The organism is Corynebacterium bouchesdurhonense, assembly GCF_900078305.2.
Lineage (GTDB): Bacteria > Actinomycetota > Actinomycetes > Mycobacteriales > Mycobacteriaceae > Corynebacterium > Corynebacterium bouchesdurhonense.
The window spans coordinates 1-19,350 of sequence record NZ_LT546027.1; the positions used below are offsets into that span (position 1 = coordinate 1).

Here is a 19,350-nt window from a genome sequence, read left to right on the forward strand (position 1 = left end):
CCGGCCGCCTCACAGGTGTATGAGGTCCGGGCTTATCGACGGCCCCACTAAACTCACGCGGCCCCGCCCCCGCCCCACCCCGGCGGACGTCCTCGTGGTGGATGAAGTGCTCGGAGGTGTTCATGGCGGAGTCGAACGGCTTGATCAGCGCGGGCGGGCCGGCAGCCCACTCGCGCACCACGGTTGCGTAGTCCCGCGCCTTCTGCCGCTCGGTCTCCTTCTCTAGCGCGCCTTTGGCTAGGGGCACGAAGATGCCGGCGGCCGCGAGCGGTTTGCGTTCGCGGATGTAGAGGTGGGCGGCCAGGTCCCGGGTGTTCCAGCCCTCGTTGAGGGTGGGCGCTTCGGGCCCGACGTCGATAAGCAACTGCGCGAGGCGTTCGCGCTCTCTCTGGGCGAATGACATGCGGCCCAGATTACAGCCAGATCGCCAACCTGGTCGCGAGCGAAAAGAACGACCGAATTACGGGCGCGAACGCCTTGACCACGGGGTCGGTGGAGATCACGCGGCCCCAGGGGGTGACCCAGAAATCCACGACATTCTTGCCGTCCACGTGGCACTGCTGGATGCCGCCCTTGTTCCAGGTGCAGAGGACCTGGTCGCCCTCGAAGCGGCCGAGGGTGCGCACGGAGGCATCGCTCTTCGAGCTCAGCGGGGCCACGTCGTAGCTGTACCAAGTGGTGCCGTAACCGGGGTCGAACGGGACGGCCGCCCCCGGGGGCACGGGGCGGGCCCCGTCAGCGGCGGAAGCGGGGGTGGCCGCCCCGCCCATAAGCGCGGTAGCCACAAGGACAGCGGCGGTCATCGCCTTCGCGTTGTTCATCATGTCTGATGTATAGGTGCGCGGCGGCTGATCGTTACCCTAGAGCGACTCGCGGGAGGCGTCCACCTCGTCGTCCTCGATCGGACCGAGATCCGCGGCCATCGGGACGATGGTGGGCAGGATCACCGGCTCGCGGCGGTACTTCTGCTCGATGGCGCGCGACACCTTGCGACGCAACTGCTGCACCATGCGCACCGGATCGTTCTCGCCCTCGGCGGCCAGGTCGTTCATCACAGTCTCGACGCCCTCGACGAGCTTCTTGTTGAACTCGCGGTCGTCGTCCGACCAGCCCGTGGTGGACACGGTCGGGGCGTGGAGCAGGCGGCCGGTGCGGTCGTCGATCACGCAGGTGATGGAGACGACGCCACCCGACGCCAGCGAGGTGCGGTCCGCCAGCACGTCCGGATCCACGTCGCCCATGGTCTCGCCGTCGACGTAGAGCTGGCCGACCTGGTACTGGCCCACGACCTTGATCTTGCCCTTGGTCATGTCGACCACCACGCCGTTTTGCGCCAGCGCGGTGTTCTCCGGCTTCACGCCGGTGGCGATGGCCAGCTCCTTGTTGGCGCGCATGTGGCGCCACTCGCCGTGTACCGGCATCGCGCAGGTGGGGCGCGCCGCGTTGTAGAGGAACAGCAGCTCGCCCGCGTAGCCGTGGCCGGAGGCGTGGACGTGGGCGTCGGAGTTGGTGATCACGTTCGCGCCGATCTGCGCGAGGTTGTTCACCACGGCGAACACGGCCTCCTCGTTGCCGGGGATGAGCGAGGAGGAGAGGATGATCGTGTCGCCGTCGCGAATGGTGATCTGGCGGTGCTCGCGGCGCGACATGCGGCTCAGCGCCGCCATCGGCTCGCCCTGCGTGCCGGTGGTGATCAGCACCGTCTTGTGGGGCGCCATCTTGGCGGCCTCCTCGATCGGGATGATCGTGCCCTTCGGCGCCTTGAGCAGGCTCATCTTCTCCGCGATTTCCATGTTGCGGAGCATCGATCGACCGTTAAACGCCACCTTGCGGTGGTTGGCCACCGCCGCGTTGATGGCCATCTGCACGCGGGCCACGTTGGAAGCGAAGGACGCGATGACCACGCGCTGGCGCGCCTGCGAGACTAGGCGGGTGAGCGTCTCCTCGATACCGGCCTCGGACGCCGAGATGCCCGGGATGGTCGCGTTGGTGGAGTCGCACATGAACAGGTCGATGCCCTCGTCGCCGAAGCGGGACAGCGCCGGCAGGTCGGTGGGCTGGCCGTCGTACGGGGTCTGGTCCACCTTCACGTCGCCGGTCATCACCACGTGGCCGGCGCCGGTCTTGATGGACACGCCGAGGCACTGCGGGATGGAGTGGTTCACGTGCCAGAAACGGAGGTGGAACGGGCCGACGTTGATGTCGGAATCCTTGTTCACCTCGTGCAGTTTGGGGCGCTGGCGGTGCTCCTGGGTCTTCGCGGCGATGAGCGCGTTGGTGAACTTGGAGGAGTAGATCGGAATATCCGGGCGCAGCTTCAGCAGCCACGGGATGGCGCCGATGTGGTCCTCGTGGCCGTGGGTGACCACAAGCGCCTCGACCTTGTCCAGGCGGTTCTCAATCGGGCCGAAGTCCGGCAACACTAGGTCCACGCCGGGCTCGCCGGAGTTGGGGAACAGCACGCCGCAGTCGACGATGAGCAGACGGCCGTCGTACTCGAAGACGGTCATGTTGCGGCCGATCTCGGAGATGCCGCCCAGCGCGTAGATGCGCAGCGTGTTCTTGGCGGGCTTCGGCGGGGCCGGCAGGCGCTTGGTCAGGTCCGCGCCCTGCATCTGCTTGACGGGGTTACGGCGGTCACCGCCCTGGCGGCCGCCACCGCCGCCACCACCACCGTTGCCGCCGCGCCCGCGCCCGCGGCGGCGGCTTCGGCCGCCACCGCCGTTGCCGCCGTGGTTGGACTCGCCGTTGCCGTGGATTTCGCGGCCGCCCTGACCGCCCTGGCCGCCCTGGCCAGACTCAGGGCGCTCGCCGCGGGATTCCTCGCCGCCGGCGTTCGCGGCCGGCTCCGGCGCCTGGAACACGGGCTGCTGGTCCGCGGGTTCCGGCGGGCCTGCCTTGCGCGTCACTTTCCGGGCGCGGTTACGGGGTTCACTCATATTTATAGGACTCCAGCTTTCTGCATGTCGGTGCGGAGCGCCTCGACCTGCTCCTCGGTCGCGGGGGCGACGGGCAGGCGGGGGTCTCCAACTTCAAAGCCCTGCAGGCGCAAGGCTGCTTTCGCGAATGTGACACCGCCGAGGGCCGCCTGGTGTTTGGCCAGCACGTTCAGGGTGTCGGCGTTGATTTCCCGCGCACGGGCGAGGTCGCCGGCCTCGAAGCTTGTGAGCAGTTCCCGCAGGGCCTGCGGCGCCGCGTGCCCCACCACGGAGATGAACCCGGTTGCGCCGAGCGAGAGCCAGGGCAGGTTCAGCGGGTCATCGCCCGAGTACCAGGCTAGGCCGGAGTGCTCGATCAGTTCCGCCGACTCGAAGAAGTTGCCCTTGGCGTCCTTCACGGCCTGGACGGTCTCGAGTTCCGCCAGCTCCGCGATCGTGGACGCCGCGAGCGGGATGCCCGAGCGGCCCGGAATGTCGTAGAGGCAGATCGGCAGGTCGGTCGCCTGCGCCACAGCCATCACGTGCGCAACCACACCCGTCTGGGAGGGCTTGGAGTAGTAGGGGGTCACCACCAGTAGCGCGTCAGCCCCGGCGTCGGCCGACGCCTTGGCCAGCTCGACGGACGTGCGCGTGTTGTTGGTGCCAGCGCCAGCGATCAGCTTCGCGCGATCCCCCACCTCGTCCTTGACCGCGCGCAGGAGCGCGGTCTTCTCCTCTGTGGTGGTGGTTGGGGACTCGCCGGTGGTACCGGCAAGGACAAGTGAGTCGATCCCGTTGCTCACAAGGTGGGCAGCTAACCTGCGACCTGCGTCGAGGTCGAGCTCGCCTTCCGGGGTGAAAGGCGTGACCATCGCGACGCAGGTGGTGCCAAAGACATCGGCTCCACGGTTAACTTTGCTAGATGTGCCCATGGCAGACCAGACTACCCCGTGCCGGGGCGGGGGACGGAAACCAGCACGCGCAGGGGCGCTAGGAGATGTAGGGGCTGGTGGCCATTTGGGTGCCGTCGGCAAGCGTGCTCACCAAAAAATCGCTGAACAGCACCGGGGACTCCCCCCGCAGCAGCTCCAGGCAGCGGATGGCCAGCGCCCGGATTTCGGTGTCGGCGTGCTCGGAGCCGCGCGCTGCGATGAAGGATCGCCACGCGCGGTAATTGCCCGTCACAACGAAGCGGGTTTCGGACGCGTTGGGCATGATGGCGCGGGCCGCCTGGCGCGCCTTCTTCGCCCGCAGCAGCGCGTTGGGCTCAGCGGCGGTGCGCTCCTCCAGCGCGGCGAGGAGCTCGTCGTGCACGAAGCGGGACTCATCCACGGCCGCGAGGAAGAGACGGTTGAGGTCTTCGTCGGCGGCGATTGCGGCGGGCACCACCACGTCGGTGGACACGTAGCGCTGCGACAGTTGCGAGAACGAGAAGTGGCGGTGGCGCAGCAGCTCGTTGCCCGCGGCGCGCGACAGCCCGCGGATGTACACGGTGGCCGTGGCGTGCTCGAGCAGCGCGTCGTGGCCAACGTCGATGATGTGGCGCAGGTACGCGTCGTTCGCCCGGGTGTGGGGGTTCGGCTTGTCCCAGGACTCGTAGCAGGCCCGACCCGCGAACTCGACGATCGCCTCTGCATCGGTGGCGGTCTCATCCGCCTGCCACTCGACCCCGGAGGGCATGCGGAACTGCGACGCCGCGATCAACTGCACATCTAGCGTCGACGTTTCAGCCATCTACAGCCCCAGGTAGGTGTCGAGGCCGACGGTCAGCCCCGGGTGCTCCGCCACTTGGCGCACGCCGGTAAGCACGCCCGGCACGAAGGATTCGCGCCCGTAGGAGTCCTGGCGGATGGTCAGGGACTGGTCGCGGGTGCCGAAGATGACCTCCTCGTGCGCCACCATGCCGGTCATGCGCACGGCGTGCACGTGCACACCGTCCACGCTGGTGCCGCGCGCACCGTCCAGAGCCTGCTCGGTGGCGTCCGGCATCGGCCCGAGCCCCGCCTCGCGGCGCGCCCGCGCAATGCCCTGCGCCGTCTTCACCGCGGTGCCGCTGGGCGCATCGAGCTTGTTCGGGTGGTGGTACTCCACCACCTCTGCGGAGTCGAAGTACTTCGCGGCCTGCTTGGCAAACGCCATGGTCAGCACGGCGGAAATGGCGAAGTTCGGCGCGATGAGCACCCCAACTCCGTCCGCCTCCGCGCACCACGTGCGCACCTGCTCGTAGCGCTCTTCGTTGAAGCCGGTGGTCCCCACCACGCAGTGGATGCCGTTGGCGATGCAAAACTCCAGGTTGCCCATCACGGCGCCCGGGGTGGTGAAGTCGACCACCACGTCCACGCCCGCGTGCACAAGTGCCTCCAGCGGGTCGCCGTGATCGATTTCCGCGGCCAGCTCGAGGTCCTCGGCCTCTCGCACGCCCTTCACCACAGCGGAGCCAACCCGGCCTTTTGCGCCCAAAACACCAACCTTGATAGCCATGGGCGCCATCTTACAAGCGCGCTTTTTGCTTATCGACGCTCCCCTTCTCACCTATACTTCTGCCATGCGCCGATCGTCGATAAGCATGATGCCCTTGCTCCTGCTCCCCCTCGCCGCATGCGCCGGGGGCGAAACCGACGTGGCGGAGCCGGCCGTGCGGGTGACGAAGATGGGCACGACCGAAACGGTGACGGAGACGACAACCACCGTGGCGACCACCATCGAACCCGCGGACACGCAGGCCGCGCAGTCGCTCCACACTACCGGCGATGTGGCCACCCAGCCCGGCGGGCCGGCGGAGCTGGTGATCCAGGACGTTCGCGCCGGCAGCCACGACGGATTCGACCGCGTGGTGTTCGAGTTCTCCGGCACCGGCACGCCCTGGTTCCACGCGGGCTACAACCCCGAGCCGCGGCAGCTGGCGTCGGGGCACCCGCTGGATGTGCCAGGCGGCGCGTTTCTGGAGATCAACATCCACGGCACTCCGATGATGCTTGAGAGCCAGCGCGCGGACCTGATGGGCGTGGGCCCTGTCGGCGTGGCCGCGGGTGGCGTGGTGGACGTGGTGCACGGGGGCGTGTTCGAAGCCGATTCGCAGTACGTGATCGGCCTGGACCGGGAACGCCCCTACAACGCGTACGTGCTCGAGAACCCCACGCGCGTGGTGGTGGATTTTCAGAAGTAGGGCCGCGCCCGGATTCCCGGCGCGCTGTGAGGCCGCCCTGTGCCACGGCAACGCCCGTAGCGCCAAAACCGGCCAGCCCAACGGGAGGGCCGCGCCCGCCTTCTTTTTGTTGATCCTTCCCATGGCGATTCCCTCCGTCTGGGGCCGGACGCCAAACCGCCAGCATATCGACGGCTGCCATTACGGTGAGCAACATTCCCGGCCGCGCCACTTCCCGGTTTCCGTGATCCAGTTCCCAGCGACCGAGTTTGTGTAATACCCTTCACACAGAACTCCATACGGCCAGGAACCCCAGAGAGAGGAAGATCGCTGATGTCTCACGCACTCGCATCCGAAGGAGCGGACTCCCGCAAGAACGAATCCGGTGAGGACACCCGCTTCGCCCAGCCGGACAACTTGGAGAAGCCGGAGCGCGCGAAGCGAGAGTTGAAGCGCGCCCCGCTCGGCCCGGATTCTCTGCTCTGGAAGTGGGGCTCGGACCAGCGCCTGCAGCTCCTGCGCGGCTACACCGGCGTGCTGCAGAACATGCACCCAGCCATCGGCCAGTCCCTGCTGGATCACTCCAAGTTCTTCGAAGAGCCCTTCGCACGCCTCGAGCGCTCCACCCCGCAGATCATCTACTCCATCTACGATGACGGCACCCGCGCCAAGATGATCCGCGACTACCACCACACCATCAAGGGCAAGCTCCGCAACGGGGAGCGTTACCACTCGCTGAACCCGGACGTGTACTGGTGGGCGCACGCCACCTTCGTTTGGCGCGTGATCTGGGCGCAGGAGCTCTTCGGCACCCCCTTCACCAAGGAGGAGAAGGAGCAGATCATCCAGGAGGGCGTGACCTGGTGGGACATGTACGGCATGTCGGAGCGCCCGGTGATCGACACCCTCGACGGCTACATCAAGTACTTCGAGGAGATGGAGGACAACGTCCTCGAGCGCAACGAGACCGTGGACTTCGCGCTGCGCACCGCCCGGGTGGAGCCGGTCAAGGCCCCGGACGGCGTGCCTGAGGCAGTGTGGAAGGTCATCTGGAAGCCGCTGATGAATAGCGTCATCTGGCTCACCTACGGCACTCTGAGCGACAAGCAGCGCGAAATCCTGGATCTCCCGTGGACGAAGAAGGACCAGCGCCGCTTCGACCGCATCGCCAAGGGCGTGAAGAAGCTGTTCACCATCCTCCCGGAGGACAAGCGCTACATGGAGCCGGGTCGCTCGATGATGATCAAGGCAGGCATGATCGAGGGCAAGTACAAGGAGCCGAAGCTTGCCGACGCCTACCACGGCCACGACGAGACCCAGCCGAACACCACCTCGAACACCACCGCGAACACCACCGCAGGCACCGCCAAGACCGACCCGAAGGACGGCAACGCCGACGACCGCCGCGCAGCCGGCTGCCCCTTCTAACCCCTTTCACCCCGTACTCCACCCCAGGACCGCAGGCCCTACCCCTTTCGCACGTGCCGCCGGTGCTGGGGTGTTTTCCTCCCATCAACCTCGCAACCGGAGATCACATGGCTATCACCCGCTTGAAAGAACAGCCGCTCCCCGCGGACTTCCTGGACCGCCTGCAGAAGTTCACCACCAACGCCACCACCGGCTCCCTATACACGGGAGAGCGCAAGGCGGTCACGTCCCCATTCTTTGACGGGGAGCTCGGCTGGGTCGGCGTCGGCTCCGCCGCAGACGTGGAAGAGGCGTTCAAACTCGCCCGCCGCGCGCAGCCCGCGTGGGCCGCCAAACCGGTGAAGTACCGGGCCGCCCTGTTGAACCGCTTCCACGACCTGGTCAAGGAGAACCGCGAGCTCCTCGCGGACATCGTGCAGCTGGAAACCGGCAAGGACCGCACCGCGGCCTACGACGAGGTCCTAGACGTGATGAACAACGCGCGGTACTACGCCAACATCGCCGAGGACGAACTGGAGATGAAGGCGCGCCCGGGCGCATTCCCCATCATCACCAGGACGGTTCAGCAGCGCGTGCCGAAGGGCATCGTGGGCCAGATCAGCCCGTGGAACTACCCACTGGCTCTGGGCATTTCCGATGCCCTCGCCGCACTCGTCGCGGGCAACGCGGTGATTGCGAAGCCGGACCTGAACACCCCGTTCTCCAACATCATCTCCCTGAACCTGCTCCTCAACGCGGGCCTGCCGCACGACGTGTTCCAAATTGTCACGGGCACCGGCCGCGAGGTTGGCCAGGCAATCGCCCAGCGGTGCGACTACCTCATGTTCACCGGCTCCACGCAGACCGGCAAGCTGCTGGGCGAGGTGGTCGGCAAGCGTCTCGTCGGCTACTCCGCCGAGCTCGGCGGCAAGAACCCGATGATCATCGCCCCGGACGCAGACATCGAGGCCCACATCGACACCATCGCCACGGCCTGCTTCTCCAACTCGGGTCAGCTGTGTGTCTCCATCGAGCGCATCTACGTGCCGGACGCCATCTTCGACCGCTTCATCGGCGCGTTCCGCGACGCCACTCAGCGCATCAAGCTCGGCACCGGCCTGAACTGGAACTACCAGATGGGCTCGCTGATCAACCAGGACCAGCTCGACACCGTGCAGCGGTTCGTGAACGACGCCGTGGCCAAGGGCGCGACCGTCGTCGCAGGTGGCAAGCCCCGCCCGGACCTCGGCCCGTTCTTCTTCGAGCCCACGGTGCTCACCGATGTCAGCGAGGATACCGATCTGCTCACCCAGGAGGTCTTCGGCCCCGTCGTCTACGTCCAGCGCGTGGCTGACACCGACGAGGCGATCCGCCTGGCCAACGCCACCAGCTACGGCCTCAACGCCTCGGTCTTCGGCGCCCCCGACACGGCGTGGAAGATCGCCGAGCAGGTGGAGGCCGGCGGCGTGACCATCAACGACGGCTACGCGGCGACCTGGGCGTCGGTGTCCACTCCGCTCGGCGGCGTGAAGGAGTCGGGCGTGGCGCGCCGCCACGGGCCCGAGGGCCTGACCAAGTACACCGAGGTAAAGAACATCTCGCAGCAGCGGATCGTGCCCATGCGCGGCCCGAAGCAGATGCCGCGAAAGTACTACGGCGAGCTCATGACCACCGCACTCGACTTGGGTAAGAAGTTGCGGTTCCTTCCGTAGGGAGCGTCGACAAGCAAAAAGCGGGTGCCCGACCGAGGGGCACCCGCTTTTCGACGCTTCCTACTCGCCGTCCTCCACCGGGACCAGCGAGATCTTGCCGCGGTTGTCGATGTCGCGGATCTCCACCTCGACCTTGTCGCCGACGTTGATCACGTCCTCGACGTTCTCCACGCGGGTGTTGCCGCCCAGGTTAGAGATGTGGATCAGGCCGTCGGTGCCCGGGAGGATGGAAACGAACGCGCCGAACGCGACCGTCTTCACCACGGTGCCCAGGTAGCGCTCCCCCACCTTGGGCAGCTGCGGGTTGGCGATCGCGTTGATGCGATCGATCGCCGCGTCCGCCGCGGAGCCCTGGGTGGCGGAGACGTAGATGGTGCCGTCGTCCTCGATGGTGATCTCTGCGCCGGTCTCCTCGGTGATGGAGTTGATGGTCTTGCCCTTCGGGCCGATGACCTCGCCGATCTTGTTCACCGGCACGGTCACCGTGGTGATCTTCGGGGCCAGCTCGCTCATCTCGTCCGGGCCCTCGATGACCTCTGCCATGGTGTCCAGGATCGCCTCGCGCGCGTCGCGCGCCTGCTCGAGCGCGCCGGCCAGCACGTCGGAGGGGATGCCGTCCAGCTTGGTGTCCAGCTGCAGCGCGGTGATGAACTCGGCGGTACCGGCCACCTTGAAGTCCATGTCGCCGAAGGCGTCCTCGGCACCCAGGATGTCGGTCAGCGTGACGTACTCCGTCTCACCGTCGACCTCGCCGGAAACAAGGCCCATCGCGATGCCCGCCACCGGGGCGGCCAGCGGCACGCCCGCGTTGTAGAGCGACAGGGTGGACGCGCACACGGAGCCCATGGAGGTGGAACCGTTAGAGCCCAGCGCCTCGGAGACCTGGCGGATGGTGTACGGGAACTCCTCGCGCGACGGGATGACCGGGGTCAACGCGCGCTCGGCGAGGGCGCCGTGGCCGATCTCGCGGCGCTTCGGGGAGCCGACGCGGCCCGTCTCGCCCGTGGAGTACGGCGGGAAGTTGTAGTGGTGGATGTAGCGCTTCGACTCGACCGGGGTCAGCGAATCGATGTGCTGCTCCATCTTCAGCATGTCCAGGGTGGTCACGCCGAGGATCTGGGTCTCGCCGCGCTCGAACAGGGCGGAGCCGTGGGCGCGCGGGATGAGCTCGACCTCGACCTCCAGGTCACGGATGTCGGTCACGCCGCGGCCGTCGATGCGGAAGCCCTCGGTGAGGATCTTCTCGCGGACGATCTTCTTCTGCACGGCGTTGTAGGCGGCGCGGATCTCCTTGGAGGCGGCGGCCAGCTCGTCGCGGTCATCGTCGTCGATGTCCAGCTTGTCCAGCAGCTCGGCCTCGATCTCCTCCATGTACGCGTTGGACTCGTCCTCGCGCTCCGCCTTGCCGGCGATGGTCATGATCTTGGACAGGCGCTTGCCGGCCTTCTTCTCCACCGCGTTGTACACCTTCTCGGAGTACGGCGGGAAGAGCGGGAACTCCTTGGCGTCCTTCGCGGCCTCGGCGGCCAGCTCGCGCTGCGCGTCGCACAGGGTGCGGATGTACGGCTTCGCGGCCTCCAGGCCCTCCGCCACGGTGGCCTCGGTGGGCGCCGGGTAGCCGTCCTTGATCAGGGAGACCACGTTCGCACCCGCGCCGGCCTCCACCATCATGATCGCCACGTCGGACTCGGTCTTGCGGCCGCGCCTCCGCTCCACGATGCGCCCGGCAACCACCATTTCGAACAGGGCGCGCTCGTGCTGGGCGTGGTTGGGGAACGCCACCCACTGGCCCTCGGAGTGCTTGTCGTCGGCGATCAGCGCCATGCGCACGCCGCCGACCGGGCCGGATACGGGCAGGCCGGACAGCTGCGTCGCGGCGGAGGCGCCGTTGATGGCCACCACGTCGTAGTACTCCTCCGGGTTCATGGAGAGCACGGTCACCACTACCTGCACCTCGTTCCGCAACCCCTTGACAAAGGTGGGGCGCAGCGGCCGGTCAATCAGGCGGCAGGCCAGGATCGCCTCGGTGGAGGGGCGGCCCTCGCGGCGGAAGAAGGAGCCGGGGATCTTGCCCGCGGCGTACATGCGCTCCTCCACGTCCACGGTCAGCGGGAAGAAGTCGAAGCCCTCGCGCGGCTGGTTGGAGGCGGTGACGGTGGACAGCATCATCGTGTCGTCGTCCAGGTAGGTGGTCACGGAGCCGTCGGCCTGTCGCGCGAGCTGCCCGGTTTCAAAGCGGATGGTGCGGGAGCCGAAGTCCCCGTTGTCAATGGTGACCTCGGCCTCGGTGATGCCGTAATCCTCGTCCACGACGATCTCGTGCGAATTGCGCGGGGTGAAGTTGCTCAAAAGATCCCTCTCCTTGGGTCTATCTGCGTGGCGATCATCGGTGCCGCCGTGTTTCCATTCATGCAACGGTGGCCCATCCTAGCAGCTGGTACGCAAAACGCCCGCCTCCAGCGAGGGAGGCGGGCGGAGCCGGGGGCTTTTGCTTATCGACGCAACCCCAGACGCGCGATCAGAGCACGGTAGCGCTCCACATCGTTCTCGCGCAGGTACTTGAGCAGGCCACGGCGGCGGCCGACCAGCAGCAGCAGACCACGGCGGGAGTGGTGGTCGTGCTTGTGGTACTTCAGGTGCTCGGTCAGGTTGTTGATGCGCTCGGTGAGCAGCGCAACCTGCGCCTCCGGGGAACCCGTGTCGGTCTCGTGCAGGCCGTACTCCTTGAGGATGCCGGCCTTCTTCTCAGCGGTCAAAGCCATGAGATCTCCTTGGTTATTTCAGTTCGCATTCATCGGAATCACCCTGCGCGTGCACTGCTGCGAACCACAGTTGCCTCATCGTGCGCAAAGCCGAGTTGCAAGCTTAATCCAGTGAGTCGTCCCCGCCAAAACGGGCTGGCGTGGACGCCGCGAGTTCCGTGAGGCGGCGCATGAATTCGGAGAGGAAGCGCTCCACGTCCACGGCCACGGCGACGTGGGCGGTCTTCTCGGCGTTGTTCAGGCGGGTCTCGTCACCGATGGTGCGACCGCGGGTTTCGCCCTCAGTGTCCGTCTTCAGGTTGATGTCCAGCGTGGTCACCAGCGTCGGATCCACGGCCACGGCGGCGGCCAGCGGGTCGTGCAGGCCGCACCCGCCGAGGTAGGGCGCGATCTCGTCGTAGGCGCCGATGTAGTAGTTGGTCGCCGCGGCGAGGAAGTCGCCGCCGGTGGTGCCCAGCGCCTCCCACTTGGCGGTCTCTGCGCGGGTGAGCAGCGTCTGGAGGGTCACGTCGAGGCCGATCATGGTGATGTCGGCGGCGTTGCGGAACACCAGGTCAGCGGCCTCCGGGTCCTGGTTGATGTTCGCCTCGGCCCAGGCGGTGACGTTGCCCGGCACCGTCAGCGCGCCGCCCATGTTGATGATGTGCGCGCGCTCGGCGAACTCCGGATCCGCCTCCATCGCCGCGGCCACGGTGGTCAGCGGGCCCACGGGCACGATGACCAGGTCGTCGCCGTGCTCTCGCACGGCCTCCACCATGAAGTCCACCGCGGATCGCTCCTCTACCCCGCGGGCGGCGTCCGGGATCACGGCCTCGCCGATCCCGTTGACGCCGTGGATGAACTTGGAGATGTCCAGCACCTCGAAGCTGTCGCGGGCGCGGGCGTGGTCCGGGCCGGCGTACACGGGCACGTCGGTGCGCCCGAACAGCTCCAGGATGGCCAGCGCGTTGCGGGTGCCGGTGGGCACGAGCACGTTGCCGTACGTGCCGGTCACGCCGATGAGCTCGAGCTCCGGGGAGCCGAGGGCGTAAGCGATGGCGAGCGCGTCGTCGATGCCGGTGTCTACGTCGAGGATGATCTTGCGGGCCATGGGTGTCAGATACCGCCTTGTCGGGTCTCGTGGTCGGGTGCCTCGTGCGCGGGCAATACGCCGACGACTCTACGCTGACTCGCTCGCGCCGAGGATCTCGCGGGTGCGCCGCACGTCGCGCGCCATGTGCTCCAACAGCTCGTCCACGGAGTCGAACTTGACCATGTCCCGCACCTTCTCCACGAACTCCACGCGCGCGACACGGTCGTACAGGTCCGCGTCCCGGTCCAGCACGAAGGACTCCACGCTGCGGCGGTGGTCGCCGAAGGTGGGGTTGGTGCCCACCGAGATCGCGGCCGGGTAGCGAACGCCTGGCTCCATGTCGCCGTCCAACTCGCCGTCGTCCACCACGGTGAGCCAGCCCGCGTACACGCCGTCCCCCGGCAGGGCGGAAGACTCTGCCACGTACTGGTTGGCCGTGGGGTAGCCCAGCTCGCGCCCGCCTCGCCCGGCGCCCCGCTTAACCGGCGCCACCACGGCGAACGGGCGGCCCATGTAGTCGGTGGCCGTTTCGATGTCACCGCCGGCGAGGCGGTCGCGGATGGCGGTGGAGCAGATGCGCAGGGTGCCGTCGCTAAGCAGGCCCACAACCGTGACCTCCACGCCGTACTCGGCGCCGAGCTGCGCCATCGTCTCGGCGGTGCCCGCCGCGTCGCGCCCGAAGGTGAAGTTCTCCCCCACCAGCACGTGCCGCGCGCCGAGGCGGCCCACCAGCACGTCGCGCACGTACTCCTCCGGCGAATCCCCGGCCAACTCCTCTCGGAAGTCGATCACCAGCAGGTAGTCCACGCCCAGCTCCTCGATGAAGCGGGCGCGCTCCGCCAGCGGCAGCAGGTTCACCGGCGCCTCGGCCCCGGCGAAGACGGCCTTGGGGTGCGGTTCGAACGTCATCACCACGCTCGGCACGCCCAGCTCGCGCGCGGATTCCACCGCCTTGCCGATCAGCAGCTGGTGGCCGCGGTGCACGCCGTCGAAGACGCCGATTGTCACCACCGTCCCCTCGGGGCGGCAAAAGTTCTCCGGCACCGCAGCGAGACCGCGCAAAATCTTCACAGCGCATAGAGTACGGCATACTAAAAAACCATGACCGACCCCCTTGCCAGCTCCGGAATCGTCATCGTGGACAAGCCGCAGGGCGTGACCAGCCACGACGTGGTGGCCAGGTTGCGACGCATCTTCGGCACCCGCAAGGTGGGCCACGCCGGCACCCTGGACCCGATGGCAACGGGAGTGCTGGTGGCCGGCATCGAGCGCGGCACCAAGCTGCTGGCCCACCTGGTGGCGGAGGACAAGGTGTACGAGGCCACCATCCGCCTCGGCGCCGCCACCTCCACCGACGACGCCGAGGGCGAGGTGCTCGCAACCGCGGACCCCTCCCACCTCACCGACGCCCAGATCGCGGACGCCATCACGGCGCTTACGGGGGAGATCATGCAGGTCCCCGCCAGCGTCTCGGCCATCAAGATCGGCGGCCGCCGCGCCCACGAGCTGGCCCGCGCCGGCGAGGACGTGGTGATCCCGCCGCGCCCCGTCACCGTCCACGCCTTCGACACACTCGCCACCCGCCGCGGCGAGTTCGTCGACCTGGACGTGCGCGTCCACTGCTCTTCCGGCACCTACATCCGCTCGCTCGCCCGCGACCTCGGCGCGGCCCTCGGCGTCGGGGGGCACCTGATTGCTTTGCGACGCACCCGTGTCGGCCCCTTCCCCATCGACCGCGCCCGCACCCTCGACGCGCTCGCCGAGGATCCCGCGCTCAGCCTCACCATGGACGAGGCGCTGGTGGCCGGCTGGCCCGTGCTGCAGGTGACCCAGCAGGAGTACGACGCGCTGGCCATGGGCAAGTGGCTCGAGCCGCGCGGGCTCCACGGCGCGCACGCCGCGCAGGGGCCCGACGGGCGCGTGGTGGCGCTGGTCAAGGAGCAGGGCAAGCGCCTGGCCACCACGTTCGTGGCGCGGCCTTCGACGCTTTAAAAGGGGGCGTCGGCAAGCAAAAGCCCCCTAACTGTAGAACGCGGAAGCGATGACGTACCCCCCGCGCACCGCCCAGCGTCCCTCAAAGCACGACACCGGCGTCGGGCGCGCGAGGAGGTGGGAGGTGAAGGTGCCGTCCGCGCGGATCTCGATCTCCGCCTCCTCGAAGCCCAGCCAGCGGCGGGTCACCGGGAACCAGCACTTGTACGTGGCCTCCTTGGCGCAGAAGAGGAGGCGGTCCGCCCCCTCGTGGCCCGCCGCGCGCATGGCGTCCACCAGCGAGCGCTCCGCCGGCAACGCGATCTGGTGCAGCACACCCGCGGGCAGGGGGCGGGCCGGCTCCGCGTCGAGCCCCATCGAGCGCACGAGGCGGGTCGGGGCGGCCACCGCGGCGCGCAACCCCTCGGTGTGAGTGAGCGAGCCGGTGTAGCCCGCGGGCCACAGCGGCATACCCCGCTCCCCGCGCAAAATCGCCTCGGTGGCGCGCACGCCCAGCTCCTTGAGCGCCTGGTGGGCGCACCAGCGGGCGTCGCCGAACTCGCCCTTGCGCATGTCCACCGCCTCGGAGACCTGCGCCCGCTCGCTCGGCAGCAAGTCGCGGTAGTTGCTGAGGTCCGCGGCGTCGTCGTTGCGCAGGTACACCACGCGGGCGGCGGGCGGGAAGAGGGTGAGGTCCTGCATCACCTACGCCACCTCCATGACCGGGTACGGGAAGGGCAGCGGCGGGTAGTTGCGCCCCTGCCACTCGCGCGGGGATCCCAGGGAGACCTCGATGTGCTTGATACCGTCCACTTGCATAATCCCCGGCATGTGCAAATGCCCGTAGATCACCGCCTGCGCGTTGTACCGCCGCGGCCAGCTGCGCGTGTGGCGGGTGCCGCACCACAGCGCCACATCCGACCAGCGCATCCGCATCGTCGGCTCCTGCACCAGGGGCCAGTGGTTGATCAGGATCGTCGGGCCGTCGATGCGCGACAACCGCTTGGTGGTGTACGCGAGCCGGTCCCAGCACCAGGCGCGGATGTCCACGAAGGGCGCGATCGCTACCTCGTCCGTCATCACCACGTTGTTGCGCTTGGCCGCCTCCAGCGCCTCCTCCACGGTCAGGTTTGGGCCGCGGAAGGAGTAGTCGTAGAGCGTAAACAGCGGCGCGAGCGTCACGCCGTTGAACACCGGATACGGGTCCTCCGGGGTGAGCACACCCATCTCGCGCATCGACTGCACCAGGGCCGTGTACTTCTCGCGGCCCCGGTGCCGGTCCGCGGAGCGGGAGAACAGCTCGTGGTTGCCCGGCACCCAGATCACGGTGTCGAAGCGCTCGCTCAGCTTGGCCATCACCCGCACGATCAGGTCGTGGCGCTCGGCCACGTCGCCGGCCACGATCAACCAATCCGACGGGTCGGTGGGCCGGATAGCGTCAATCTGCGCGGTGTTCGCCTTCACCGCGGCGTGCAGGTCGCTCACCGCCCAGAGTGTGGTCATGCGTCATTCCTAGCACACGGCCGGTGCGCGGCCAGTACCGCTCAGCCCTGGCCGGTGCGCGCCCACCGCATGGACCGGAACCGGGCGGTGACGCCGATGAGGCGGATGCACACCATGGCCAGCTGGCCGCACCAGATACCGGCCAACCCCCAGCCGAACTGCACGGACAGGAGCGTCAGCGGCAGAAAGCCGCCGAGCGCCGCGCCGATGGTGAGGTTGCGCAGGAACGCCGCGTCGCCCGCTCCGAGGAGCACGCCGTCGAGCGCGAACACCACTGACCCGGTGACAATCATGGTGATCATGAGCCACCACGGCACCGCAAGCGCGTCGAACACCTCCCCGTCCCGGGTGAACAGGGACTGGATGGGGCGCCCGAGCAGCGCGAACACCACCGCGAGCACCACGGAGAAGGCCACCGAGTAGCGCACCACGGCGCGGCCCACGGATTTCGCCCGCTCGATCTCCCCGGTGCCGAGCGCGGCGCCCGTGAGGGTCTGCGCGGCGATGGCCAGCGAGTCCAGCACCAGGGTGAGGAAGTTCCACAGCTGCAGCAGGATCTGGTGCGCGGCGAGCGCCGCCGCCCCGAAACGACCCGCCACCGCGGCCGCCGCGAGAAGCGAAACCTGGAAGGACAGGGACCGCAGGATGAGGTCGCGCCCCAGCACCAGCTGGCTGCGGATCACCGCCCAGTCAGGTGCCCACCCGCGCCAGGAGCCCGCGTGCTCCCGCACCAGCGCCGCCGCGAACAGGGTGGCCGTGATGCCCATCCCGATCACGTTGGCCACAGCCGAGCCCACCAAGCCGAGCCTGCCCACCAGCACCGGCAGCAGCAGCGCGCCGGGCACGAGGCCGGCGAGGGTGAGGCGCAGCGGCAGGCGCGTGTTCTGCACGCCGCGCATCCACCCGTTGCCGGCCATGATGACCAGGGTGAGCGGGATGGCAAAGGCGGCCACGCGCATCCAGCGCGCCGCCTCCGCGCTGGTCGCGGCGTCACCGGTGAGCCACAGCGCGATCGGCTGGGCGAACGCCCACACCACCGCGGCGAGCAGCGCACCGACCCCGAGCGCCACCCACGTGGCCTGTACGCCTTCCGCCACCGCGTCGCCTCGCCTGCCAGCCCCAAACAGCCTGGACGCGCGCGCCGTAGTGCCGTAGGAGAGGAAGGTTAACTGGGTAGTCACGGTGGACTGGATGGCGGTTCCGGCAGCCAGCGCGGCCAGCTCGAACGTCCCGAGCCTGCCCACTACCGCGGTGTCCAGCAAAAGGTAGAGCGGATTCGCCGCGAGTACGCCGAGCGCGGGGAGCGCGAGCAGCAAGATCGTGCGCGCACTCACCGCCGCCGCTTCTCCCGCGCCCGCGCCGCCTCCCGCGCGTTTGAAATTGTGCGCCACCGCCATTTACCCCGGCAGCGCGGCGAGCAGCTCGCGGATCACGGCGTCCTCGCTGCCATACGCCGAGTAGCCGGCGGCCGGCACGTGGCCGCCGCCGCCGAGCGCGGCCGCCACCAGGGACACGTCGATGACCGTGGAGCGCAGCGACACCGCCCAATACCGCGGCGCCTGCTGCTTGAATACCACGCCCACGTCGGAGCCCTGCAGAGCACGCGCGTAGTCGATGATGGCTTCCACCGTGGTCTGGCTCATCCGCGCCAGCGCCTCCGCCGGCACGGTGATCACGCTGACGGTCAAGCCCTTCTCACGGAACTCCTGCAGGCCCGCCAGCACCGAACCCATGATTTGCAGATCGATCGCGCTCATGGAGTCCATCAGGTCCAGCGCGATCTGGCGCGGGTCCAGCCCGTAGGTGAGCAGCTCGGCCGCGAGGGTGTGCATGCGCGGGCTGCCCCAGCGGAAGTTGCCGGTGTCGGTGACCAGGCCGGCGTACAGGCAGTACGCCATCGCCTCGTCCATCTCCACGCCGAGGTGGTTAAACAGCTCACGCACGATCGTGGTGGTGGACTCCGCCTCCACGATCAGGTTGGTGGCGCCGAACCCGGGGTTTGTCTCGTGGTGGTCGATCACAATCACCCGCTCGCGCTCAGCGGCGATCTGCTCCTGCAAGAGCCCGGTGCGGTCGAGCGAGGCGCAGTCCACCGTCACAATGAGCCCGTCCGCCGGCAACGCCGAGCCGTAGGTGATCTCGTCCACGCCCGGCACGGTGGCCAGGTTCGCGGGGTGCGGGTAGGTCTGGCCGATGTGCACGCTCGTCTCAATCCCGAGCGAGCGCAGCCCAGCCGCGAGACCGCAAGCGGAGCCAACGGCGTCCGCGTCCGGTTTCACGTGCGCGACCACCGCGACCCGCTTCGCATCGAGCAATTGCTTTGCGACGCCCGCGAAGCAGCCGCCATCCGCACCAAACAGCCCCTCCATCCCGCGGCGCTTACCCTTCACCCGAGGTCTTGTACGGGTTGGAGTCTCCCGCCGGCTTCGCGTTGGCGCGCAGGCGGGCGGTCTCCTCGTCGCGGGCGCGCGCCCGGTTGAGCAGCTCCTCCATGCTGGCGGAGGTCTCGGGCACCGTGTCGTGCTCGAACGCGATCGTTGGCGTGAAGCGCACGTTGAGCTGGTCGCCCACGATCTTGCGAATCTGCCCGCGGGCGCGGTGGAGGGCCTCCGCCGCGGCGTCGAGGTTCGGCTCCTCGTCGATGGTGCGGCCGCGGACGGTGTAGTACACCTTCGCGTCGTGCAGGTCGCCGGTGACGCGGACGTCGGTCACCGTGACCAGCTCCAGGCGGGGATCCTTGACCTCGCGCTCGATCGCGGTAGCCACGATCTGCTGGATCTGCTTGGCCAGGCGCTGGGCGCGCGGGTTGTCGGCCATGTCGTCTCCTTCTGGTTGCTCGGGTGGTTGGGGTGTGGCCCCT

General features: G+C 68.3%; 19 protein-coding genes. 4 read left to right on the forward strand and 15 right to left on the reverse strand.

The features are described from left to right. The 6 genes from BN4252_RS03635 to dapB all read right to left on the reverse strand — a co-directional run. The coding region (locus BN4252_RS03635; RefSeq protein ID WP_143341159.1) for a TIGR03085 family metal-binding protein at positions 1 to 403 on the reverse strand (403 nt) is incomplete at its 3' end. A gap of 10 nt (positions 404 to 413) precedes the next feature. Beyond that, positions 414 to 824: a hypothetical protein gene (locus BN4252_RS03640; RefSeq protein WP_066525909.1), complete on the reverse strand. Its 411-nt coding sequence runs from the start codon at positions 822 to 824 to the stop codon at positions 414 to 416. Positions 825 to 860: 36 nt separating this feature from the next. Then, the gene (locus BN4252_RS03645) at positions 861 to 2,939 is read right to left on the reverse strand and encodes a ribonuclease J (protein WP_066525911.1); all 2,079 of its coding nucleotides are present in this window, start codon (positions 2,937 to 2,939) and stop codon (positions 861 to 863) included. A 2-nt stretch (positions 2,940 to 2,941) separates the two neighbouring features. Next, positions 2,942 to 3,850, reverse strand: coding sequence for a 4-hydroxy-tetrahydrodipicolinate synthase (dapA, locus tag BN4252_RS03650; protein WP_066525914.1), 909 nt, complete (start codon positions 3,848 to 3,850; stop codon positions 2,942 to 2,944). A gap of 58 nt (positions 3,851 to 3,908) precedes the next feature. Further along, the gene (gene thyX / locus BN4252_RS03655; RefSeq protein WP_066525917.1) at positions 3,909 to 4,652 is read right to left on the reverse strand and encodes an FAD-dependent thymidylate synthase; all 744 of its coding nucleotides are present in this window, start codon (positions 4,650 to 4,652) and stop codon (positions 3,909 to 3,911) included. Then, the gene (dapB, locus tag BN4252_RS03660; protein WP_066526609.1) at positions 4,653 to 5,399 is read right to left on the reverse strand and encodes a 4-hydroxy-tetrahydrodipicolinate reductase; all 747 of its coding nucleotides are present in this window, start codon (positions 5,397 to 5,399) and stop codon (positions 4,653 to 4,655) included. Between dapB and BN4252_RS03665 the strand changes: the two genes are divergently transcribed. From BN4252_RS03665 to BN4252_RS03675, 3 genes are all read left to right on the forward strand, one after another. Then, on the forward strand, positions 5,398 to 6,084 hold the full coding sequence (locus tag BN4252_RS03665) for an AMIN-like domain-containing (lipo)protein (protein ID WP_143341160.1): 687 nt from the start codon (positions 5,398 to 5,400) through the stop codon (positions 6,082 to 6,084). The two genes, dapB and BN4252_RS03665, sit on opposite strands and share 2 nt — an antisense overlap. Positions 6,085 to 6,396: 312 nt before the next feature. Continuing rightward, the gene (locus tag BN4252_RS03670; protein WP_066525924.1) at positions 6,397 to 7,491 is read left to right on the forward strand and encodes an oxygenase MpaB family protein; all 1,095 of its coding nucleotides are present in this window, start codon (positions 6,397 to 6,399) and stop codon (positions 7,489 to 7,491) included. A gap of 107 nt (positions 7,492 to 7,598) precedes the next feature. Then, on the forward strand, positions 7,599 to 9,182 hold the full coding sequence (locus tag BN4252_RS03675) for a succinic semialdehyde dehydrogenase (RefSeq protein WP_066525928.1): 1,584 nt from the start codon (positions 7,599 to 7,601) through the stop codon (positions 9,180 to 9,182). Between the two features lie 60 nt (positions 9,183 to 9,242). On the opposite strand, the gene BN4252_RS03680 is transcribed toward BN4252_RS03675, so the two are convergent. The 4 genes from BN4252_RS03680 to BN4252_RS03695 form a co-directional block, all read right to left on the reverse strand. After that, positions 9,243 to 11,531, reverse strand: a complete 2,289-nt coding sequence (locus BN4252_RS03680) for a polyribonucleotide nucleotidyltransferase (protein WP_066525931.1) — start codon at positions 11,529 to 11,531, stop codon at positions 9,243 to 9,245. Positions 11,532 to 11,674: 143 nt separating this feature from the next. Then, positions 11,675 to 11,944: a 30S ribosomal protein S15 gene (gene rpsO, locus BN4252_RS03685; RefSeq protein ID WP_066525933.1), complete on the reverse strand. Its 270-nt coding sequence runs from the start codon at positions 11,942 to 11,944 to the stop codon at positions 11,675 to 11,677. 103 nt (positions 11,945 to 12,047) lie between these two features. Then, positions 12,048 to 13,034 (reverse strand): nucleoside hydrolase, encoded by a 987-nt coding sequence (locus tag BN4252_RS03690; protein ID WP_066525936.1) that lies wholly within the window; start codon positions 13,032 to 13,034, stop codon positions 12,048 to 12,050. Between the two features lie 69 nt (positions 13,035 to 13,103). Continuing rightward, positions 13,104 to 14,087, reverse strand: a complete 984-nt coding sequence (locus BN4252_RS03695) for a bifunctional riboflavin kinase/FAD synthetase (protein WP_066525938.1) — start codon at positions 14,085 to 14,087, stop codon at positions 13,104 to 13,106. Between the two features lie 30 nt (positions 14,088 to 14,117). On the opposite strand from BN4252_RS03695, the gene truB reads away from it, so the two are divergent. Continuing rightward, positions 14,118 to 15,008, forward strand: a complete 891-nt coding sequence (gene truB / locus BN4252_RS03700; protein WP_066525942.1) for a tRNA pseudouridine(55) synthase TruB — start codon at positions 14,118 to 14,120, stop codon at positions 15,006 to 15,008. Between the two features lie 27 nt (positions 15,009 to 15,035). On the opposite strand, the gene BN4252_RS03705 is transcribed toward truB, so the two are convergent. The 5 genes from BN4252_RS03705 to rbfA all read right to left on the reverse strand — a co-directional run bounded on the left by BN4252_RS03705 (position 15,036) and on the right by rbfA (position 19,307). Next, positions 15,036 to 15,689, reverse strand: a complete 654-nt coding sequence (locus BN4252_RS03705) for a 4'-phosphopantetheinyl transferase family protein (protein WP_066526612.1) — start codon at positions 15,687 to 15,689, stop codon at positions 15,036 to 15,038. Positions 15,690 to 15,692: 3 nt separating this feature from the next. Continuing rightward, complete coding sequence (locus BN4252_RS03710) at positions 15,693 to 16,490, reverse strand: metallophosphoesterase family protein (protein WP_066525946.1); 798 nt, start codon at positions 16,488 to 16,490, stop codon at positions 15,693 to 15,695. A gap of 41 nt (positions 16,491 to 16,531) precedes the next feature. Beyond that, positions 16,532 to 17,824, reverse strand: coding sequence for an MATE family efflux transporter (locus BN4252_RS03715; protein WP_066526616.1), 1,293 nt, complete (start codon positions 17,822 to 17,824; stop codon positions 16,532 to 16,534). Positions 17,825 to 17,887: 63 nt separating this feature from the next. Next, the gene (locus tag BN4252_RS03720) at positions 17,888 to 18,880 is read right to left on the reverse strand and encodes a DHH family phosphoesterase (RefSeq protein WP_230208559.1); all 993 of its coding nucleotides are present in this window, start codon (positions 18,878 to 18,880) and stop codon (positions 17,888 to 17,890) included. Next, positions 18,870 to 19,307 carry a 30S ribosome-binding factor RbfA gene (gene rbfA / locus BN4252_RS03725; protein WP_066525949.1) on the reverse strand — a complete coding sequence of 146 codons (438 nt, stop codon included), beginning with the start codon at positions 19,305 to 19,307 and terminating at the stop codon, positions 18,870 to 18,872. The genes BN4252_RS03720 and rbfA overlap by 11 nt, the downstream gene beginning before the upstream one ends. Between the last annotated feature and the right edge of the window lie 43 nt (positions 19,308 to 19,350).

Bases quoted from the DNA above. Each gene is read 5' to 3' on its own strand.
- BN4252_RS03690 (WP_066525936.1), bottom strand. From the start codon at position 13,034: ATGGCCCGCAAGATCATCCTCGACGTAGACACCGGCATCGACGACGCG.
- dapA (WP_066525914.1), bottom strand. From the start codon at position 3,850: ATGGGCACATCTAGCAAAGTTAACCGTGGAGCCGATGTCTTTGGCACC.
- BN4252_RS03710 (WP_066525946.1), bottom strand. From the start codon at position 16,490: ATGACCACACTCTGGGCGGTGAGCGACCTGCACGCCGCGGTGAAGGCG.
- BN4252_RS03665 (WP_143341160.1), top strand. From the start codon at position 5,398: ATGGGCGCCATCTTACAAGCGCGCTTTTTGCTTATCGACGCTCCCCTT.
- BN4252_RS03645 (WP_066525911.1), bottom strand. From the start codon at position 2,939: ATGAGTGAACCCCGTAACCGCGCCCGGAAAGTGACGCGCAAGGCAGGC.
- rpsO (WP_066525933.1), bottom strand. From the start codon at position 11,944: ATGGCTTTGACCGCTGAGAAGAAGGCCGGCATCCTCAAGGAGTACGGC.
- dapB (WP_066526609.1), bottom strand. From the start codon at position 5,399: ATGGCTATCAAGGTTGGTGTTTTGGGCGCAAAAGGCCGGGTTGGCTCC.
- BN4252_RS03675 (WP_066525928.1), top strand. From the start codon at position 7,599: ATGGCTATCACCCGCTTGAAAGAACAGCCGCTCCCCGCGGACTTCCTG.
- BN4252_RS03705 (WP_066526612.1), bottom strand. From the start codon at position 15,689: ATGCAGGACCTCACCCTCTTCCCGCCCGCCGCCCGCGTGGTGTACCTG.
- BN4252_RS03640 (WP_066525909.1), bottom strand. From the start codon at position 824: ATGATGAACAACGCGAAGGCGATGACCGCCGCTGTCCTTGTGGCTACC.
- thyX (WP_066525917.1), bottom strand. From the start codon at position 4,652: ATGGCTGAAACGTCGACGCTAGATGTGCAGTTGATCGCGGCGTCGCAG.
- BN4252_RS03670 (WP_066525924.1), top strand. From the start codon at position 6,397: ATGTCTCACGCACTCGCATCCGAAGGAGCGGACTCCCGCAAGAACGAA.
- rbfA (WP_066525949.1), bottom strand. From the start codon at position 19,307: ATGGCCGACAACCCGCGCGCCCAGCGCCTGGCCAAGCAGATCCAGCAG.
- truB (WP_066525942.1), top strand. From the start codon at position 14,118: ATGACCGACCCCCTTGCCAGCTCCGGAATCGTCATCGTGGACAAGCCG.